The sequence below is a fragment of the Burkholderia diffusa genome (assembly GCF_902499115.1).
In the GTDB taxonomy this organism is placed as follows: Bacteria; Pseudomonadota; Gammaproteobacteria; order Burkholderiales; family Burkholderiaceae; genus Burkholderia; species Burkholderia diffusa.
Map to the genome: position 1 here is coordinate 1 of NZ_CABVPN010000054.1, position 14415 is coordinate 14415.

Here is a 14415-nt window from a genome sequence, read left to right on the forward strand (position 1 = left end):
GGGGGGGCCGAGAGGATGTAGGGCCGGCGATGCACGTGACCGGCCGCGTAAACGTGCGCGGGGCGTGCCGTTCGAACAGACACGCCCCACGCAACGGACGCAACGCCGCTCAGCCCGCGCGTTCGACCGGATGTGGCTCGCGCAGTCGGTTCGCGATGCGCGCGGCCTCGTAGTAGCCGGCCGCGGGTGGCCGCTTCAGATAGCGGCCCGCGCCGCGCACCGCACGCAGCTCGCCGTCGGCCCATGCGAGCGCACCGCGCGTGAGGGTGTGGGTCGCGACGCCCTGCACCGTCATCCCTTCGAACACGTTGAAATCGACCTGCTGGTGATGGGTCTTCACCGAGATCGTCTTCGTCGCGGATGGGTCCCACACGACCAGATCGGCATCGGCGCCGACCTGCACCGCCCCCTTGCGCGGATACAGGTTGAAGATCTGCGCGGCGTTCGTCGACGTGATCCGCACGAATTCATTCGGCGTGATGCGGCCATGATTCACGCCGTGATGCCACAGCACCGACATGCGATCCTCGACGCCGCCGCAGCCGTTCGGGATCTTCGTGAAGTCCTCGCGGCCCATCGCCTTCTGCGACGCGCAGAACACGCAGTGATCGGTCGCCGTCGTATGCAGCTGCCCCGCCTGCAGCCCACGCCACAGCGCTTCGCGATGCTCCGCCGAGCGGAACGGCGGGCTCATCACGTGCGCGGCCGCACGCGTCCAGTCCGGGTCGCGGTACACCGACTCGTCGATCACCAGGTGTCCCGGCAGCACCTCGCCGAACACGCGCAGCCCTTCGCTGCGCGCGCGCGTGATCGCGTCAACCGCGTCCTTCGCCGACACGTGCACGATATACACGGGCACGCCGAGCACCTGCGCGATGCGGATCGCGCGGTTCGCTGCCTCGCCCTCCACCTCCGGCGGTCGCGACAGCGGATGCGCCTCCGGCCCCGTCATCCCGCGCGCGAGCAGCGCCTGCTGCAGCCGGAACACGAGTTCGCCGTTCTCCGCGTGCACCGTCGGCAGCGCGCCGAGTTCGAGCGAACGCGAGAAACTGTTCACGAGGACCTCGTCATCGGCCATGATCGCATTCTTGTACGCCATGAAGTGCTTGAAGCTCGACACGCCGTGCTCGCGCACGAGCGTGCCCATGTCGCGGTGCACCGATTCGTCCCACCACGTGACGGCCACGTGGAAGCCGTAGTCGGCCGCGGCCTTCTCGGCCCAGCCGCGCCACTCGTGGAACGCGTCCATCAGCGGCTGCTTCGGGCTCGGGATCACGAAGTCGATGATGCTGGTCGTGCCGCCCGACAACCCGGCGGCCGTGCCCGAATAAAAGTCGTCGCTCGCCGTCGTGCCCATGAACGGCAGTTCCATGTGCGTATGCGGATCGATGCCGCCCGGCATCACGTACTGGTCGTGCGCGTCGACCACCGTCGCGCCGGCCGGCGCGTCGATCGTCTGAGCGATCTGCAAGATCGTGCCGCCGTCCTGCGGGTCGGCACACAGTACGTCCGCGCGATAGGTGCGGTCCGCATCGACCACGGTGCCGCCGCGAATCAGGATTGCCATTTGGTTGCCTCCTCGTTGACTGTCGGGTGCCGCATGCGTTCGCGCATCACGCGCTCGCGATCTGCGCGCGCTGTCCGGCGCGCCACTTCATCCAGGTACCGTACACGCCGGACGCCAGCACGAGGCCGACGAACCACGCATACGTGTAGAGCGTGTTGAAAAACGCCGGCACGTTCGGGAACGACGCCGGGAACGCGGTGTGCAGGAAGCCGGGCAGGTTCGGCAGCACGCCGATCGCGAGCGCCGCCAGCGCGGCCGGGTTCCAGCCGCGCGCGTAGCTGAAGTCGCCGCGCTCGTCGAACAGCGCACGCGTATCGAGCCGCGTGCCGCGAATCAGGAAGTAGTCGACCATCAGGATGCCCGCGACCGGCCCGAGCAGCGCCGAATAACCGACGAGCCAGGTGAAGATGTAACCGTCCGTCGTCGCGAGGATCTTCCACGGCATCATCACGATCGCGAGCGTCGCGGTGATCAGCCCGCCCGTGCGGTACGAGATCGCCTTCGGCCACAGGCTCGAGAAATCGTAAGCAGGACCGACCAGGTTCGCCGCGAGGTTGCAGCACATCGTATCGAGCGTGAGGATCACGAGCGCGATGCCGACCCCGATGCCCGTCATCCGGCTCGTCAGGTCGATCGGATCCCAGATCGCGTTGCCATAGATCACGACGGTGGCCGACGTCACCACGACCGACACCACCGACAGCAGCGCCATCGGCAGCGGCAGCCCGATCGACTGCCCGATCACCTGGTCGCGCTGCGAATGCGCGAAGCGCGTGAAGTCGGGAATATTCAGCGCGAGCGTCGCCCAGAAGCCGACCATCGCGGTCAGGCCCGGCCAGAACGTCGCCCAGAAGAGTCCCGCCTTCTTGCCGCCCGCGACGAACTGCGACGGCGCAGACAACATCGTGCCGAAGCCGCCCGCCTGCGACGTCGCCCACCACACGAGCGCGATGCACATCACGACCTTGATCGGCGCGGACCAGCTCTCGAGCCAGCGGATCGAATCGGTGCCGTGCCAGATGAAGTACAGCTGCAGCGCCCAGAACACGAGGAAGCACGCAAGTTGCCCGAACGAGATGCCGATGAGCAGCAGCGCGGCGCCGTGCAATGCGTTGCCGGTCAGGATGTTCAGCAGCGTATAGATCGCGCTGCCGCCAAGCCAGGTCTGGATGCCGTACCAGCCGCACGCGACGATCGCGCGCAGCAGCGCGGGCAGCTTCGCGCCCTGCGTGCCGAACGACGCGCGCACGAGCACCGCATACGGAATCCCGTGCTTCGCGCCCGCATGGCCGATCAGCAGCATCGGCACGAGCACGATCAGGTTGCCGAACAAAACGGTCAGCACGGCCTGCCACGGCGACATGCCTTCCTGGATCAGTCCGGCCGCAAGCATGTACGACGCGATGTTCATCACCATCCCGACCCACAGCGCCGCGAAGTGATACCAGCGCCACGTGCGCTGTGACGCCGTCGTCGGCGCGAGGTCGTCGTTGTACAGGCTGCCGGCCGGCGCCGCGGCGCTGTCGGGATCGGCGGGAATCGCTGCTGGTTTCATCGGACGCGCTCCACGTAAACGTCAGCGCCGGCATCGTGCGATGCCGGCAGAACAGGACACAAGCAGCGGTGCGGGAGATGCCGCGCCGCCGGCCGCCGGTCAGGCCGCCTTCGCATGCTTCGCGGGTTCCGCCGGGCTCGCACCCGCGTCGGCACGCGCCGGGTTGTTCGGATGCGTGGTCCAGTTCGCGTAGTCGCCCGCGTCGACCCGCTCCATCGTGATGCATTGCTCGACCGGACACACATGCATGCAAAGATTGCACCCGACGCACTCCGCGTCCACCACCTCGAAGTGCCGCACGCCGTCCTTCTCGGCCGTGATCGCCTGGTGCGACGTGTCCTCGCACGCGATATGGCACAGCCCGCACTGGATGCAGCGGTCCTGGTCGATACGCGCCTTGATGTCGTACTTCAGGTTCAGATATTTCCAGTCGGTCACGTTCGGCACCGCGCGGCCGCGCACGTCGTCGAGGGTCGCGTAGCCCTTTTCGTCCATCCAGTTCGACAGCCCGTCGGCGAGGTCCGACACGATCCGGAATCCGTAATGCATCGCGGCGGTGCACACCTGCACGCTGCCGGCGCCCAGCACCATGAACTCGGCCGCGTCGCGCCACGACGAAATCCCGCCGATGCCGGAGATCGGCAGGTTCGGCGTTTCCGGGTCGCGCGCGATCTCCGCGACCATGTTCAGCGCGATCGGCTTGACCGCCGGGCCGCAGTAGCCGCCGTGCGTGCCCTTGCCGTCGACGGTGGGCATCGGCGCCATCTGGTCGAGGTCCACCGCGACGATCGAGTTGATCGTGTTGATCAGCGACACGCCGTCCGCGCCGCCCTTGTAGGCGGCACGCGAGCCCATCCGGATGTCGCTGATGTTCGGCGTGAGCTTCACGAGGCAGGGCAACTTCGTGCCTTCCTTGACCCAGCGCGTGACCATCTCGACGTATTCCGGCACCTGCCCGACCGCCGCGCCCATCCCGCGCTCGCTCATCCCGTGCGGGCAGCCGAAGTTCAGCTCGACCGCATCGGCGCCCGTATCCTCGACGAGCGGCAGGATCCATTTCCAGTCGCGCTCGTTGCACGGCACCATCAGCGATACGATCAGCGCGCGATCGGGCCAGTCGCGCTTCACCTGCGCGATCTCTTTCAGGTTCACGTCGAGCGGCCGGTCGGTGATCAGCTCGATGTTGTTCAGCCCGGCGATCCGCTGGCCGTTCCACTGCACCGCACCGTAGCGCGAGCTGACGTTGACGACGTGCGGATCGAGCCCGAGCGTCTTCCAGACGACGCCGCCCCAGCCGGCCTCGAACGCGCGATTGACGTTGTACGCCTTGTCGGTCGGCGGCGCGGAGGCCAGCCAGAATGGATTCGGCGAAGTGATGCCTGCGATGGTGCAGCGAAGGTCGGCCATGTTCGGCTCCGTAAAAATGGGGCGTCTATCGTGATTCGCGTGGCGCGCGCAATGCACGCGATGCGCGGGATGCCGTTGCGTATGCCGCGCTCACGCGGCCTTGGCGGCGCGCCGCGCGAGCGCCGCGTCGATCGCCGCCGCCGCGCGCTTGCCGTCCTGCACGGCCTGCACCGTGAGGTCGATGCCGTCCGTCGCCGCGCAATCGCCGCCGGCCCACACGTCGGGCAACGCCGTGCGTCCGTCCGCGTCGACCGCGATGCGCGTGCCGTCCGCCGTCAGCAGCGCGGCCGCGACACCGTCCGGCACCAGCGTCTGGCCGATCGCCTTCAGCACCATGTCCGCGTCGACGGTGAAACGCTCGCCCGACGCGGCCTCGAATTCGACACCCGTCACATGCCCGTCCGCGCCCGTGATACGCACCGGCTTCGCGTGCGTGACGAGCGTGACGCCGCTCTTTTGCGCGAACTCGCGTTCGGCCCAGGTCGCGCTCATCGCGTCCACGCCGCGCCGGTACACCATCGTCACGCGCTCCGAGCCGAGCTTGCGGCTCTGCACGGACGCATCGATCGCCGTATTGCCGCCACCGATCACGACCACGCGCCGCCCGACCGGCACGTTCTCCAGCGCGTCGGCCTGCCGCACCTGCTCGATGAAGTCGACCGCGTCCATCACGCCGCTCAATTCCTCACCGTCGATCGCGAGCGTGCGCACGCCGCCCAGGCCCATCGCGAGAAACACCGCGTCATGCTGCTCACGCAGGGCGTCGAGCGTGACGTCGCGGCCGAGCGCAACGCCCGTCTGCAGCGCGATGCCACCGACCGACAGCAACCACTCGACTTCGCGTTGCGCGAAATCGTCGACCGTCTTGTACGCGGCGATCCCGTATTCGTTCAAGCCGCCCGCCTTCGGCCGCGCGTCGAACAGCGTGACGCGATGCCCGGCGAGCGCGAGCCGGTGCGCGCAAGCGAGCCCGGCCGGCCCCGCGCCGACCACCGAGACATGCCGCCCCGTATCGGGCGCACGCGTAAAGCGCACCGCGCCGCTCGCCATCGCCCAGTCGGTCGCGTGCCGCTGCAGCGCGCCGATCGCGACCGGCTGCGCATCCTGGTGATTGCGCACGCACGCGCCTTCGCACAGGATCTCGGTCGGGCAAACGCGTGCGCACATCCCGCCGAGCGGATTCGCGGACAGGATGTCGCTCGCGGCACCCTTCAGGTTGCCGTTACCGATCTTGCGAATGAAGCTCGGGATGTCGATCTGCGTCGGGCAGGCCTGCACGCACGGCGCGTCGTAGCAATAGTGGCAGCGGCTGGCGGCGGCCGCGGCGGCAGTCGGATCGAGCAGCGGCGCGATATCTGCGAATTCGCACGAGAGTTGCGTGGACGACAGGCGATGCGCGGCGATATCGCCGGTTGGCTTGGTGGTCATACGCGTTCCTTCGACTGGGTGGAGACAAAGCCGTCCCCGCCGGCTGCGAATGCACAGTCGGGGCGGTCATGCTTGGGAATGCCACGGTCAGGCGATGAGCGGCCTGCCGGCTGCGCTAGATCCGGTCCGTCATGAAGCCGGCTCGCATGCGCGCGACAGCATCGCGTGCAGCAGCACGTTCGCGCCGGCCTCGATCCATGCGGGCGTCGCGTCCTCGATCTCGTTGTGACTGATGCCGTCGACGCAGGGTACGAACACCATCGACGTCGGCGCAACCTGCGCCAGATAGCACGCGTCATGCCCCGCACCCGACACGATGTCGCGATGTGAGTAGCCGAAGCGATCGGCCGCGCCGCGCACGGCCGCCACGCAGGCCGGATCGAACGCGACGGGCTTGTAGTAGAAAATCTGCTCGAACGCGGTTTCGAGTCCGATCTCGCCCGCGATGCGCGCCACACCTTCGCGCAATGCAGCATCCATCTTCGCGAGCACCGCGTCGTCCGGATGTCGGAAGTCGACGGTGAAGAACACACGGCCGGGAATCACGTTGCGCGAGTTCGGGTGAACCTGCATCATGCCGACCGTCGCGCAGCCGAACGGCGCGTGATCGAGGCCGATCCGGTTCACGAGATCGACCACGCGCGATGCGCCGAGCAGCGCATCGCGGCGTCGCGGCATCGGCGTCGGCCCCGCGTGCGCTTCCTGGCCGGTGAACGTGATCTCGTACCAGCGCTGCCCCTGCGCGTCCGTCACGACGCCGATCGTCTTGCACTCCGCCTCGAGAATCGGCCCCTGCTCGATATGCAGCTCGAACGCCGCATGCAGCTTGCGGCCGCCGCAGGGTACGTCGCCCGCGTAGCCGATGCGCGCGAGTTCCTCGCCGATCGTCTTGCCGTCGACATCCTTGCGCGACAGCCCGTACTCGAGCGGGAACACACCCGCGAACACGCCCGACGCGACCATCGCCGGCGCAAAACGCGAACCTTCCTCGTTGGTCCAGATCACGACCTCGACCGGATGCTCGGTCTCGATGCCGTGATCGTTCAGACTGCGAATCACCTCGAGGCCGCCGAGCACGCCGTAGATGCCGTCGAAGCGGCCGCCCGTCGGCTGCGAATCCGCATGCGAGCCGGTAACGACCGGCGCCGCGTCGGCCACGCGGCCCGCGCGACGCATGAACACATTGCCCATCGTATCGACCGTCACCGTGCAGCCGGCGGCTTTCGCCCAGCCGACGATCAGGTCGCGTCCGGCCTTGTCGAGATCGGTCAGCGCGAGGCGGCACACGCCGCCCTTCGGCGTCGCGCCGATCTTCGCGACTTCCATCAGGCTGTCCCACAACCGCTTGCCGTCGACCTTGATCGACGTGTCGAATGCTGCCCGCTTCACTGTTTCCGATACCGCGTTCATTCGTATCGCTCCTGTGGGGTCGGTCATGTTGTCATTCCGGTTGCCGCCGGTGCACGCATTGCCGCTGTCGGGGCAAGCCCGCACCGGCAAGGTGCAGATGCGCATCGTTCGTGTGATTCGTCCGACCGATCGGCGGATTGCCGGCACTGCATTCCGTCGATCATCAAATCCTGTCCGATTGGACAGGTTTTAGACGATCAAAATGCCCAGCGCAATGTCTTTCTTGCGTGAATCGAACGAGCGAGAAACGTGCCACCGCATTGCAGCATCACGCGCGCCGATGTGGGCGGGCACGTGCGTTCGATGCGAACCAGCGGCTAGAATGAAGCGCAACGCGGCATGCAAGCCGCGCGAGGGTAACGATGAAACATGACGAAGCGGCCGCCGAAGCCACCGGCGACGACGAAACGAACACGCCCTTGCGGCGACGCAAGGCGCACATCCGCGAGTCCAACGAAGCGCATCTGCTGGCCTGTGCGGAAGCCGTGTTCGCGGAGCGCGGGCTCGACGGCGCGAGCACGGCGATGATCGCCGAACGTGCGGGCCTGCCGAAGGCGAACCTGCATTACTACTTCCCGACGAAGCTTGCGCTGTACCGTCGCGTGCTCGACGACCTGTTCGAGGACTGGCATCGCGCGGCAGGTTCGTTCGAGGCCGGCGACGATCCGGTGGAAGCGATCGGCGGCTACGTGCGCGCGAAGATGGATCTGTCGCGACGGCGCCCGCTCGGCTCGAAAGTGTGGGCCAACGAGATCATCCACGGTGCCGCGCACATGCAGGACATCCTGTCGGAACGCGTGAAGCCCTGGTTCGACACGCGCGTGAAGGTGATCGAGGGCTGGATCGCGCGCGGGCTGCTCGCGCCGATCGATGCACACGCGTTGATGTACCTTATCTGGGCGACGACGCAGCACTATGCGGATTTCGATGCGCAGATCCGCGCGCTGAGCGGCAAGCGTGCGTTCACGCAGAAGGCGTTCGCCGAGAAGACCGAGCAGGTCGTGCAGCTCGTGATTCGTGCGTGCGGTGCGGTGTCGCCGGAGGCGAACGCGTAACGCGATCGCGCACGCGCCGGAAAGCGAAACGGGCGACGGGCACGATGCCCGCCGCCCGCGTCGCGAGACGGCATGGGTGCCGTCTCGCGCGTGATACATCAATGCGTTCGCGTTACACGACCCGCTCGATCGCGATCGCCGTCGCCTCGCCGCCGCCGATGCACAGCGACGCGACGCCGCGCTTCAGGCCGTACGTTTCGAGCGCGGCCAGCAGCGTCACCATCACGCGTGCGCCCGATGCGCCGATCGGATGGCCGAGCGCACACGCGCCGCCATGCACGTTGACCTTGTCGTGCGGCAGGTCGAGATCGCGCATCGCGGCCATCGCGACCACCGCGAAGGCTTCGTTGATCTCGAACAGGTCGACATCGCGCAGGTTCCAGCCGGTCTTCTCCGACAGCTTGCGGATCGCGCCGATCGGTGCCGTCGCGAACAGGCCCGGCTTGTTCGCGTAGGTCGAATGCCCGACGATCACTGCCTTCGGCGCGAGGCCGAGCCGATCCGCTTCCGAGCGACGCATCATCACGAGCGCGGCCGCGCCGTCGGAAATCGACGACGAATTGGCCGCCGTCACCGTGCCGCCTTCGCGGAATGCCGGCTTGAGCGTCGGAATCTTGTCGAGCTTCGCTTTGCCCGGTTGCTCGTCGATCGACACGACGGCTTCCGTCTTGCCGGCCTTCACGGTCACCGGCGCGATCTCCGACACGAAGCGTCCTTCTGCAATCGCACGCTGCGCGCGCGTCAGCGATGCGATCGCGAACGCATCCTGCTCCTCGCGCGTGAACTGATATGCCTGCGCGCAATCCTCCGCGAACGTGCCCATCAGCCGGCCCTTGTCGTACGCGTCCTCGAGCCCGTCGAGGAACATGTGATCGAGCACCTGGCCATGCCCCATGCGCATCCCCGCGCGCGCCTTCGGCAGCAGATACGGCGCATTCGTCATGCTCTCCATCCCGCCCGCGACGGCCACGTCCGCCGATCCGGCCAGCAGCAGGTCGTGCACGAACATTGCGGCCTTCATCCCGGAGCCGCACATCTTGTTGACCGTGGTCGCGCCCGCCGCCAGCGGCAAGCCCGCCTTCAGCGCGGCCTGCCGCGCCGGTGCCTGACCCTGGCCGGCCGGCAGCACGCAGCCGAACACGATTTCATCGATGCGCTCGGCGGGCACGTTCGCGCGTTCGAGCGCCGCACGAATCGCCGCCGCGCCAAGCTCGCTCGCGCTGGCCGCGGCCAGGTCGCCCTGAAAACCACCCATCGGCGTGCGCGCCGCGCCAACGATTACGATCGGATCCTGTGTCGTCATGATTGCATTCCTCCAGTGTCAGCGCGGTGCCATGCGCAGCGCGCCATCGAGACGGATGACTTCGCCGTTCAGCATCGTATTCTCGGCGACGTGGCGCACCAGCGCCGCAAATTCTTCCGGGCGGCCGAGCCGCGGAGGGAACGGCACGCTCTTGCCGAGCGCGTCCTGCACGTCCTGCGGCATGCCGGCCATCATCGGCGTCGCGAAGATGCCCGGCGCGATCGTCACCACGCGAATGCCGAACCGCGCGAGTTCGCGCGCGATCGGCAGCGTCATGCCCACCACGCCGCTCTTCGATGCCGCATACGCGGCCTGCCCGATCTGTCCGTCGAACGCCGCGACCGACGCGGTGTTGACGATCACGCCGCGTTCGCCTTCCGCGTCGGCGTCCTGCTTCGACATCGCTTCCGCAGCCAGCCGGATCATGTTGAACGTACCGACCAGGTTGATCGACACCGCACGCGCGAAACGGTCGAGCGAATGCGGGCCTTCGCGGCCGACGACCTTCTCGCCCGGCGCGACGCCCGCGCAGTTCACGAGCGCATCGATGCGGCCGAACGCGTCACGCGCAGCGGCAACGGCGGCCTGCCCGTCGGCTTCGCTCGTCACGTCGGTCTGCACGAAGCGTGCGGACGCACCTAGTTCGTGCGCGAGGCTCGCACCGCCGTCTTCATTGACGTCCAGCAGTACGGTCTTGCCGCCTTCGGCGACCACCATGCGCGCCACCGCTGCGCCGAGGCCCGAACCGGCACCCGTAATCAGAAAAACGCGATCCTTGATGTTCATTCGCGGTCCAAAGTCAGTATTCAGGATTGAGCGGCCTTCTCGGCTTCCAGCTTGCGCAGCATGAAGCGCTGGATCTTGCCGCTCGGGGTTTTCGGCAGCGCGTCGACGAAGTCGATCGCGCGAGGATAGGCGTGTGCCGACAGCCGCCGCTTCACGTGCTGGCTCAGTTCTTCGGCCAGCGCCGGTGTGCCGTCGAAATCTTTCGACAGCACGACGAACGCCTTGACGATCTCGGTGCGCTCCGGGTCCGGCACGCCGATCACCGCGGCCTCGCTGACGGCCGGATGCTCGATCAGCGCGCTTTCCACGTCGAACGGACCGATCCGGTAACCGGACGATGTGATCACGTCGTCCGCGCGGCCGATGAAGCTCACGGTGCCGTCCGGCTCGAGTTCGACGTTGTCGCCGGTGCGGTAATAGCCGCCCGCGATCGCCGGCGTGTCTTGCTTCCAGTAACCATCGAACCACAGCAGCGGCGAGCGCGCGATGTCGATCGCGAGGATGCCGGGCTCGCCGGGGCCGAGTTCGCGCCCGGCTTCGTCGAGCACCGCGACGCGATAGCCGGGCATCGCGAAACCCGCCGAGCCGGCATGGACGACGTGCGCGAGCCCGTGATGATTGTTCACGACCATCCCGAGTTCGGTCTGGCCGTAGTGGTCGTAGATCGGCGCGCCGAGCGCCGCGTGGAACCAGCGCACGACTTCCGGATTCAGCGGTTCTCCCGCGCTGCTGACAACCCGCAGTTGCCCCTTCAGGCGCGCGGCCGCTTCGGTGCCGGCCGCCATCAGCATCCGGAACGCGGTCGGCGAACCAGCGAGGCTCGTGATACCGAGCCGTTCGATCACGTCGTAGGTACTGTCGACCGTGAAAGCGCCCTCGTACAGCGTCGTTGCATGGCCGAGCAGCAGCGGGCCCGTGATCGCGTAATAGAGGCCGTATGCCCAGCCCGGATCGGCGATGTTCCAGAAGCGGTCACTGGCGCGCAGGTCCACCGCGTCGCGCATGTACGCGCCGAACGCGAGCAGCGCGCGCAACGGCACCGGCACGCCCTTCGGCAAACCCGTCGTGCCCGACGTCGACATCATCATGAACAGGTCGGTGCCGTTGCGCGGGACCGGTTCAAATACGTCGCACTGCGCGTCGAGTGCCGCGCGGAAATCGATGTCGCGCGCCGGCAGCACGTCGCCCGAATCGCGCACCGTCGCGACCTGCGGGCAATCGACGATCTCGTCGAGCTTCGCGCGATTCGCGATGTTGGTGACGACCAGCCGCGCATCGCTCATGCGCAACCGGTGCTCGATCGCCTTCGGCCCAAACGCGGTGAAGAGCGGCTGATAGACGGCGCCCGCGCGCCACGTGCCGAGGATCGTCGCGACGAGTTCGGGCGTGCGCGGCAACAGGCCGGCAACCACGTCGCCCGGCTTCACGCCCTGCTCGACCAGCAGGTTTGCGACCCGCGCCGACAGCGCCTGCATCTGCGCGAACGTGAAGCTGCAGTGCCGGCCGGCGACGTCGATCCAGTCGAGTGCGATCGCATTCGCGTCCGCCGCCGCATGCCGGTCGCAGCATTCGACGCAGGCGTTCAGGCCCTGCTCCAGGTCGCCGTGCAGATATGCGGCGGCGGTCTCGATACGGAAGCCGGCCACGGCGTCGGCGTAAGCCGGCACCACCCGGGCGGTTGCTCCATCACGCATGCGTGTCTCCTGTTCGTTATGTCCGCCGGCGAACCGGGGGTATATCGATGATGGTAGACAGCCGTCACATTGCAATCAATGACAAACAGAATCTAGAATCGTGATCGCTTTTGCCATGTCTGGAGGACATGAAAAAATGGGGCCGCAGATGATCTCGCCGGATTTCGTCGAGGACGCGCTCGAGAGCCTGCGCCGGCAGCGGATTCCGACCGAGCCCGTGCTGCGCGTTGCCGGCCTGCCGGCCACCGTGCGCGAGCCCGTCACGCCACAACAGTACGGTCGCCTGTGGCTGGCGATCGCCAACGCGATCGACGACGAATTCTTCGGGCTCGCGGCCCGCCCGATGCGACGCGGCAGCTTCACGCTGCTGTGCCACGCCGTGCTGCACGCGGGCACGCTCGAGAAGGCGCTGCGGCGTGCGCTGCAGTTCCTGCGCGTGGTGCTCGACGAACCGCGTGGCGAGCTCGTGGTCGCCGACGGCCAGGCGCAGATCGTCCTCACGCAGGCGGGCGCACCGTATTCGGCGTTCGCGTACCGGACGTTCTGGCTGATCCTGCTCGGCGTCGCCTGCTGGCTGATCGGCCGACGCATTCCGCTACAACGCATCGATTTCGCGTGCCCGAGCCCCGACCAGCGCAGCGACTACCACCAGTTCTTCGGCGTGCCCGTGCATTTTGACCGCCCGGACAGCCGGCTCGCGTTCAACGCCGCGTACCTCGCGCTGCCGACGATCCGCTCCGCGCAGGCGCTGAAACCCTTCCTGCGCGGCGCGCCCGGCAACCTGCTCGTGCGCTATCGGCACGACACAGGCTGGGTGGCGAAAACGCGTGCGCATCTCAAGGCGCAACCGGCCGCCGAGTGGCCGGACTTCGACACACTGGCCGTGCGCCTCGGTACGACGCCCGCGACGCTGCGGCGACGATTGCGCAGCGAGGGGCAGAGCTTCGCGTCGATCAAGGACGAGTTGCGCGGTGCGCTGGCCCAGTCGCTGCTGCGCGGGCACACGCTCAGCGTCGCGGAAATCGCGGCGGAACTCGGTTTTACGGAGCCCAGCGCGTTTCATCGCGCGTTCCGGAAATGGACCGGGACGAGCCCGGGCGCATTTCGGCGGGATGTCAATGCGGCGCAGGCGGAGCATTGAATTGCGGCGCGGGCGCGCGTCACACTCGGTGCGAGCGCGCAAAAGGGTAACGCTGACGTGCATGACCACTGTGAATTTCAGCAGCCGTGCGGTTGCTCAAGCTGTTGGCCTTCAAAGGAAGTTCTGGCAGAACCGTTCTCTTTTGCTTCAAGAGGCGATTCCTGCGCATTCGACGGCCACGCAATCGATTCGGCTGCGAGCACGTGATCACTCTGCAGTTTGTTGTCGCTCAATCGCCTCCGGCTGCGCCAACGACACGACGCAGCATCGACCACGCCGCATGCCGGCCCCAAGTTGCGCGTTGCGCTGCCCGACCACATACTGACCGGCCATGCGAACGAGGCGGCGTTGATGGTGACTGTCGATCAGGGTGCCGCTTCAGTGCTGGGTGTCGTGGGATCTGCCGCGTCCTTGCTGGCAGCCATTCCGTACGCGCGCGCAATCTACCGGCGCAGCGTTCGGCCGCACCTGTTCACGTGGCTCATCTGGTCGGTCGTCACGGCGATCGCGGCCGCCGGCCAGTTGGTTGCGGGTGCCGGACCGTCCGCATGGTGCATGGCGGCGATCGCACTCATCTGCTTTCTGACTTTCGTCGCATGCCTGTTTCTCGAGATCTCAGCGGAGGCAATAGGAAGATCGATCGACTACGTCGCCGAAGCCGAAGCGATGGTGATCGGGTTCTGAATCCGGCCGTCGACGGATTCGGATCTCCCGACGCCCGGTGAGCTATTCGTCCACCCGGAGCATATGGGGCAGGGCGTTGCCCGCGCGCTACGGAAGGAGATCCGGACGGAAGCGGCCAGGAGAGGGGCCGAAGCTTTGTGATCGAGGCGGATCACAATGCCGTGCCGTTCTATCTGACGCCCGGGGTCGAAAAAGTCGGTGAATAAAGAGTCGTGCGTGCTGCCGGGCAGAACCTTTCCGATCCTGCGGATCGTGATCTGATCGATCGGCAATCCGGACACCTCCCTGCACTCGTGCTTTTCGCTGCTCAAATGCAAAAACCCCCGCCTTTTGGGCGGGGGTTCTTGGCTTAGGGAGCCTGACGATTACCTACTTTCACACGGGA

General features: G+C 67.1%; 10 protein-coding genes and 1 pseudogene. 3 read left to right on the top strand and 8 right to left on the bottom strand.

The genetic code is table 11. From position 1 onward, the window contains the following. Positions 1 to 109: 109 nt before the first annotated feature. From hydA to BTE28158_RS31890, 5 genes are all read right to left on the bottom strand, one after another. Complete coding sequence (gene hydA, locus BTE28158_RS31870; RefSeq protein ID WP_124627322.1) at positions 110 to 1567, bottom strand: dihydropyrimidinase; 1458 nt, start codon at positions 1565 to 1567, stop codon at positions 110 to 112. A 46-nt stretch (positions 1568 to 1613) separates the two neighbouring features. Next, on the bottom strand, positions 1614 to 3122 hold the full coding sequence (locus BTE28158_RS31875; RefSeq protein ID WP_151051233.1) for an NCS1 family nucleobase:cation symporter-1: 1509 nt from the start codon (positions 3120 to 3122) through the stop codon (positions 1614 to 1616). Positions 3123 to 3221: 99 nt separating this feature from the next. Further along, positions 3222 to 4529: an NAD-dependent dihydropyrimidine dehydrogenase subunit PreA gene (gene preA / locus BTE28158_RS31880; protein WP_059606025.1), complete on the bottom strand. Its 1308-nt coding sequence runs from the start codon at positions 4527 to 4529 to the stop codon at positions 3222 to 3224. 90 nt (positions 4530 to 4619) lie between these two features. After that, a complete protein-coding gene (locus BTE28158_RS31885) occupies positions 4620 to 5957 on the bottom strand; it encodes an NAD(P)-dependent oxidoreductase (protein ID WP_151051231.1) in 1338 nt (445 codons plus the stop codon). Positions 5958 to 6086: 129 nt separating this feature from the next. Then, positions 6087 to 7367 carry a Zn-dependent hydrolase gene (locus BTE28158_RS31890; RefSeq protein WP_151051229.1) on the bottom strand — a complete coding sequence of 427 codons (1281 nt, stop codon included), beginning with the start codon at positions 7365 to 7367 and terminating at the stop codon, positions 6087 to 6089. Between the two features lie 362 nt (positions 7368 to 7729). On the opposite strand from BTE28158_RS31890, the gene BTE28158_RS31895 reads away from it, so the two are divergent. After that, the gene (locus BTE28158_RS31895; RefSeq protein WP_151051227.1) at positions 7730 to 8422 is read left to right on the top strand and encodes a TetR/AcrR family transcriptional regulator; all 693 of its coding nucleotides are present in this window, start codon (positions 7730 to 7732) and stop codon (positions 8420 to 8422) included. Between the two features lie 112 nt (positions 8423 to 8534). On the opposite strand, the gene BTE28158_RS31900 is transcribed toward BTE28158_RS31895, so the two are convergent. Genes BTE28158_RS31900 through BTE28158_RS31910 form a run of 3 tightly spaced genes read right to left on the bottom strand, consistent with a single transcriptional unit; the run spans position 8535 to position 12205 of the window. Next, a complete protein-coding gene (locus tag BTE28158_RS31900) occupies positions 8535 to 9725 on the bottom strand; it encodes an acetyl-CoA C-acetyltransferase (RefSeq protein WP_151051225.1) in 1191 nt (396 codons plus the stop codon). An 18-nt stretch (positions 9726 to 9743) separates the two neighbouring features. Next, the gene (locus tag BTE28158_RS31905; protein WP_151051223.1) at positions 9744 to 10511 is read right to left on the bottom strand and encodes a 3-hydroxyacyl-CoA dehydrogenase; all 768 of its coding nucleotides are present in this window, start codon (positions 10509 to 10511) and stop codon (positions 9744 to 9746) included. A gap of 20 nt (positions 10512 to 10531) precedes the next feature. Beyond that, positions 10532 to 12205 carry an acyl-CoA synthetase gene (locus BTE28158_RS31910; RefSeq protein ID WP_151051221.1) on the bottom strand — a complete coding sequence of 558 codons (1674 nt, stop codon included), beginning with the start codon at positions 12203 to 12205 and terminating at the stop codon, positions 10532 to 10534. Positions 12206 to 12341: 136 nt separating this feature from the next. Here BTE28158_RS31910 and BTE28158_RS31915 point away from each other — a divergent pair, with 136 nt between their 5' ends. Then, a complete protein-coding gene (locus BTE28158_RS31915) occupies positions 12342 to 13346 on the top strand; it encodes an AraC family transcriptional regulator (RefSeq protein WP_151051219.1) in 1005 nt (334 codons plus the stop codon). Between the two features lie 351 nt (positions 13347 to 13697). Further along, a pseudogene (locus BTE28158_RS31920) lies at positions 13698 to 13952 on the top strand (hypothetical protein); the annotation flags it as partial. Positions 13953 to 14415 lie beyond the last annotated feature (463 nt).

Excerpts from the sequence above, each read along its gene's own strand:
- hydA (WP_124627322.1), bottom strand. The coding sequence starts at position 1,567 with ATGGCAATCCTGATTCGCGGCGGCACCGTGGTCGATGCGGACCGCACC.
- BTE28158_RS31875 (WP_151051233.1), bottom strand. The coding sequence starts at position 3,122 with ATGAAACCAGCAGCGATTCCCGCCGATCCCGACAGCGCCGCGGCGCCG.
- preA (WP_059606025.1), bottom strand. The coding sequence starts at position 4,529 with ATGGCCGACCTTCGCTGCACCATCGCAGGCATCACTTCGCCGAATCCA.
- BTE28158_RS31885 (WP_151051231.1), bottom strand. The coding sequence starts at position 5,957 with ATGACCACCAAGCCAACCGGCGATATCGCCGCGCATCGCCTGTCGTCC.
- BTE28158_RS31890 (WP_151051229.1), bottom strand. The coding sequence starts at position 7,367 with ATGAACGCGGTATCGGAAACAGTGAAGCGGGCAGCATTCGACACGTCG.
- BTE28158_RS31895 (WP_151051227.1), top strand. The coding sequence starts at position 7,730 with ATGAAACATGACGAAGCGGCCGCCGAAGCCACCGGCGACGACGAAACG.
- BTE28158_RS31900 (WP_151051225.1), bottom strand. The coding sequence starts at position 9,725 with ATGACGACACAGGATCCGATCGTAATCGTTGGCGCGGCGCGCACGCCG.
- BTE28158_RS31905 (WP_151051223.1), bottom strand. The coding sequence starts at position 10,511 with ATGAACATCAAGGATCGCGTTTTTCTGATTACGGGTGCCGGTTCGGGC.
- BTE28158_RS31910 (WP_151051221.1), bottom strand. The coding sequence starts at position 12,205 with ATGCGTGATGGAGCAACCGCCCGGGTGGTGCCGGCTTACGCCGACGCC.
- BTE28158_RS31915 (WP_151051219.1), top strand. The coding sequence starts at position 12,342 with ATGGGGCCGCAGATGATCTCGCCGGATTTCGTCGAGGACGCGCTCGAG.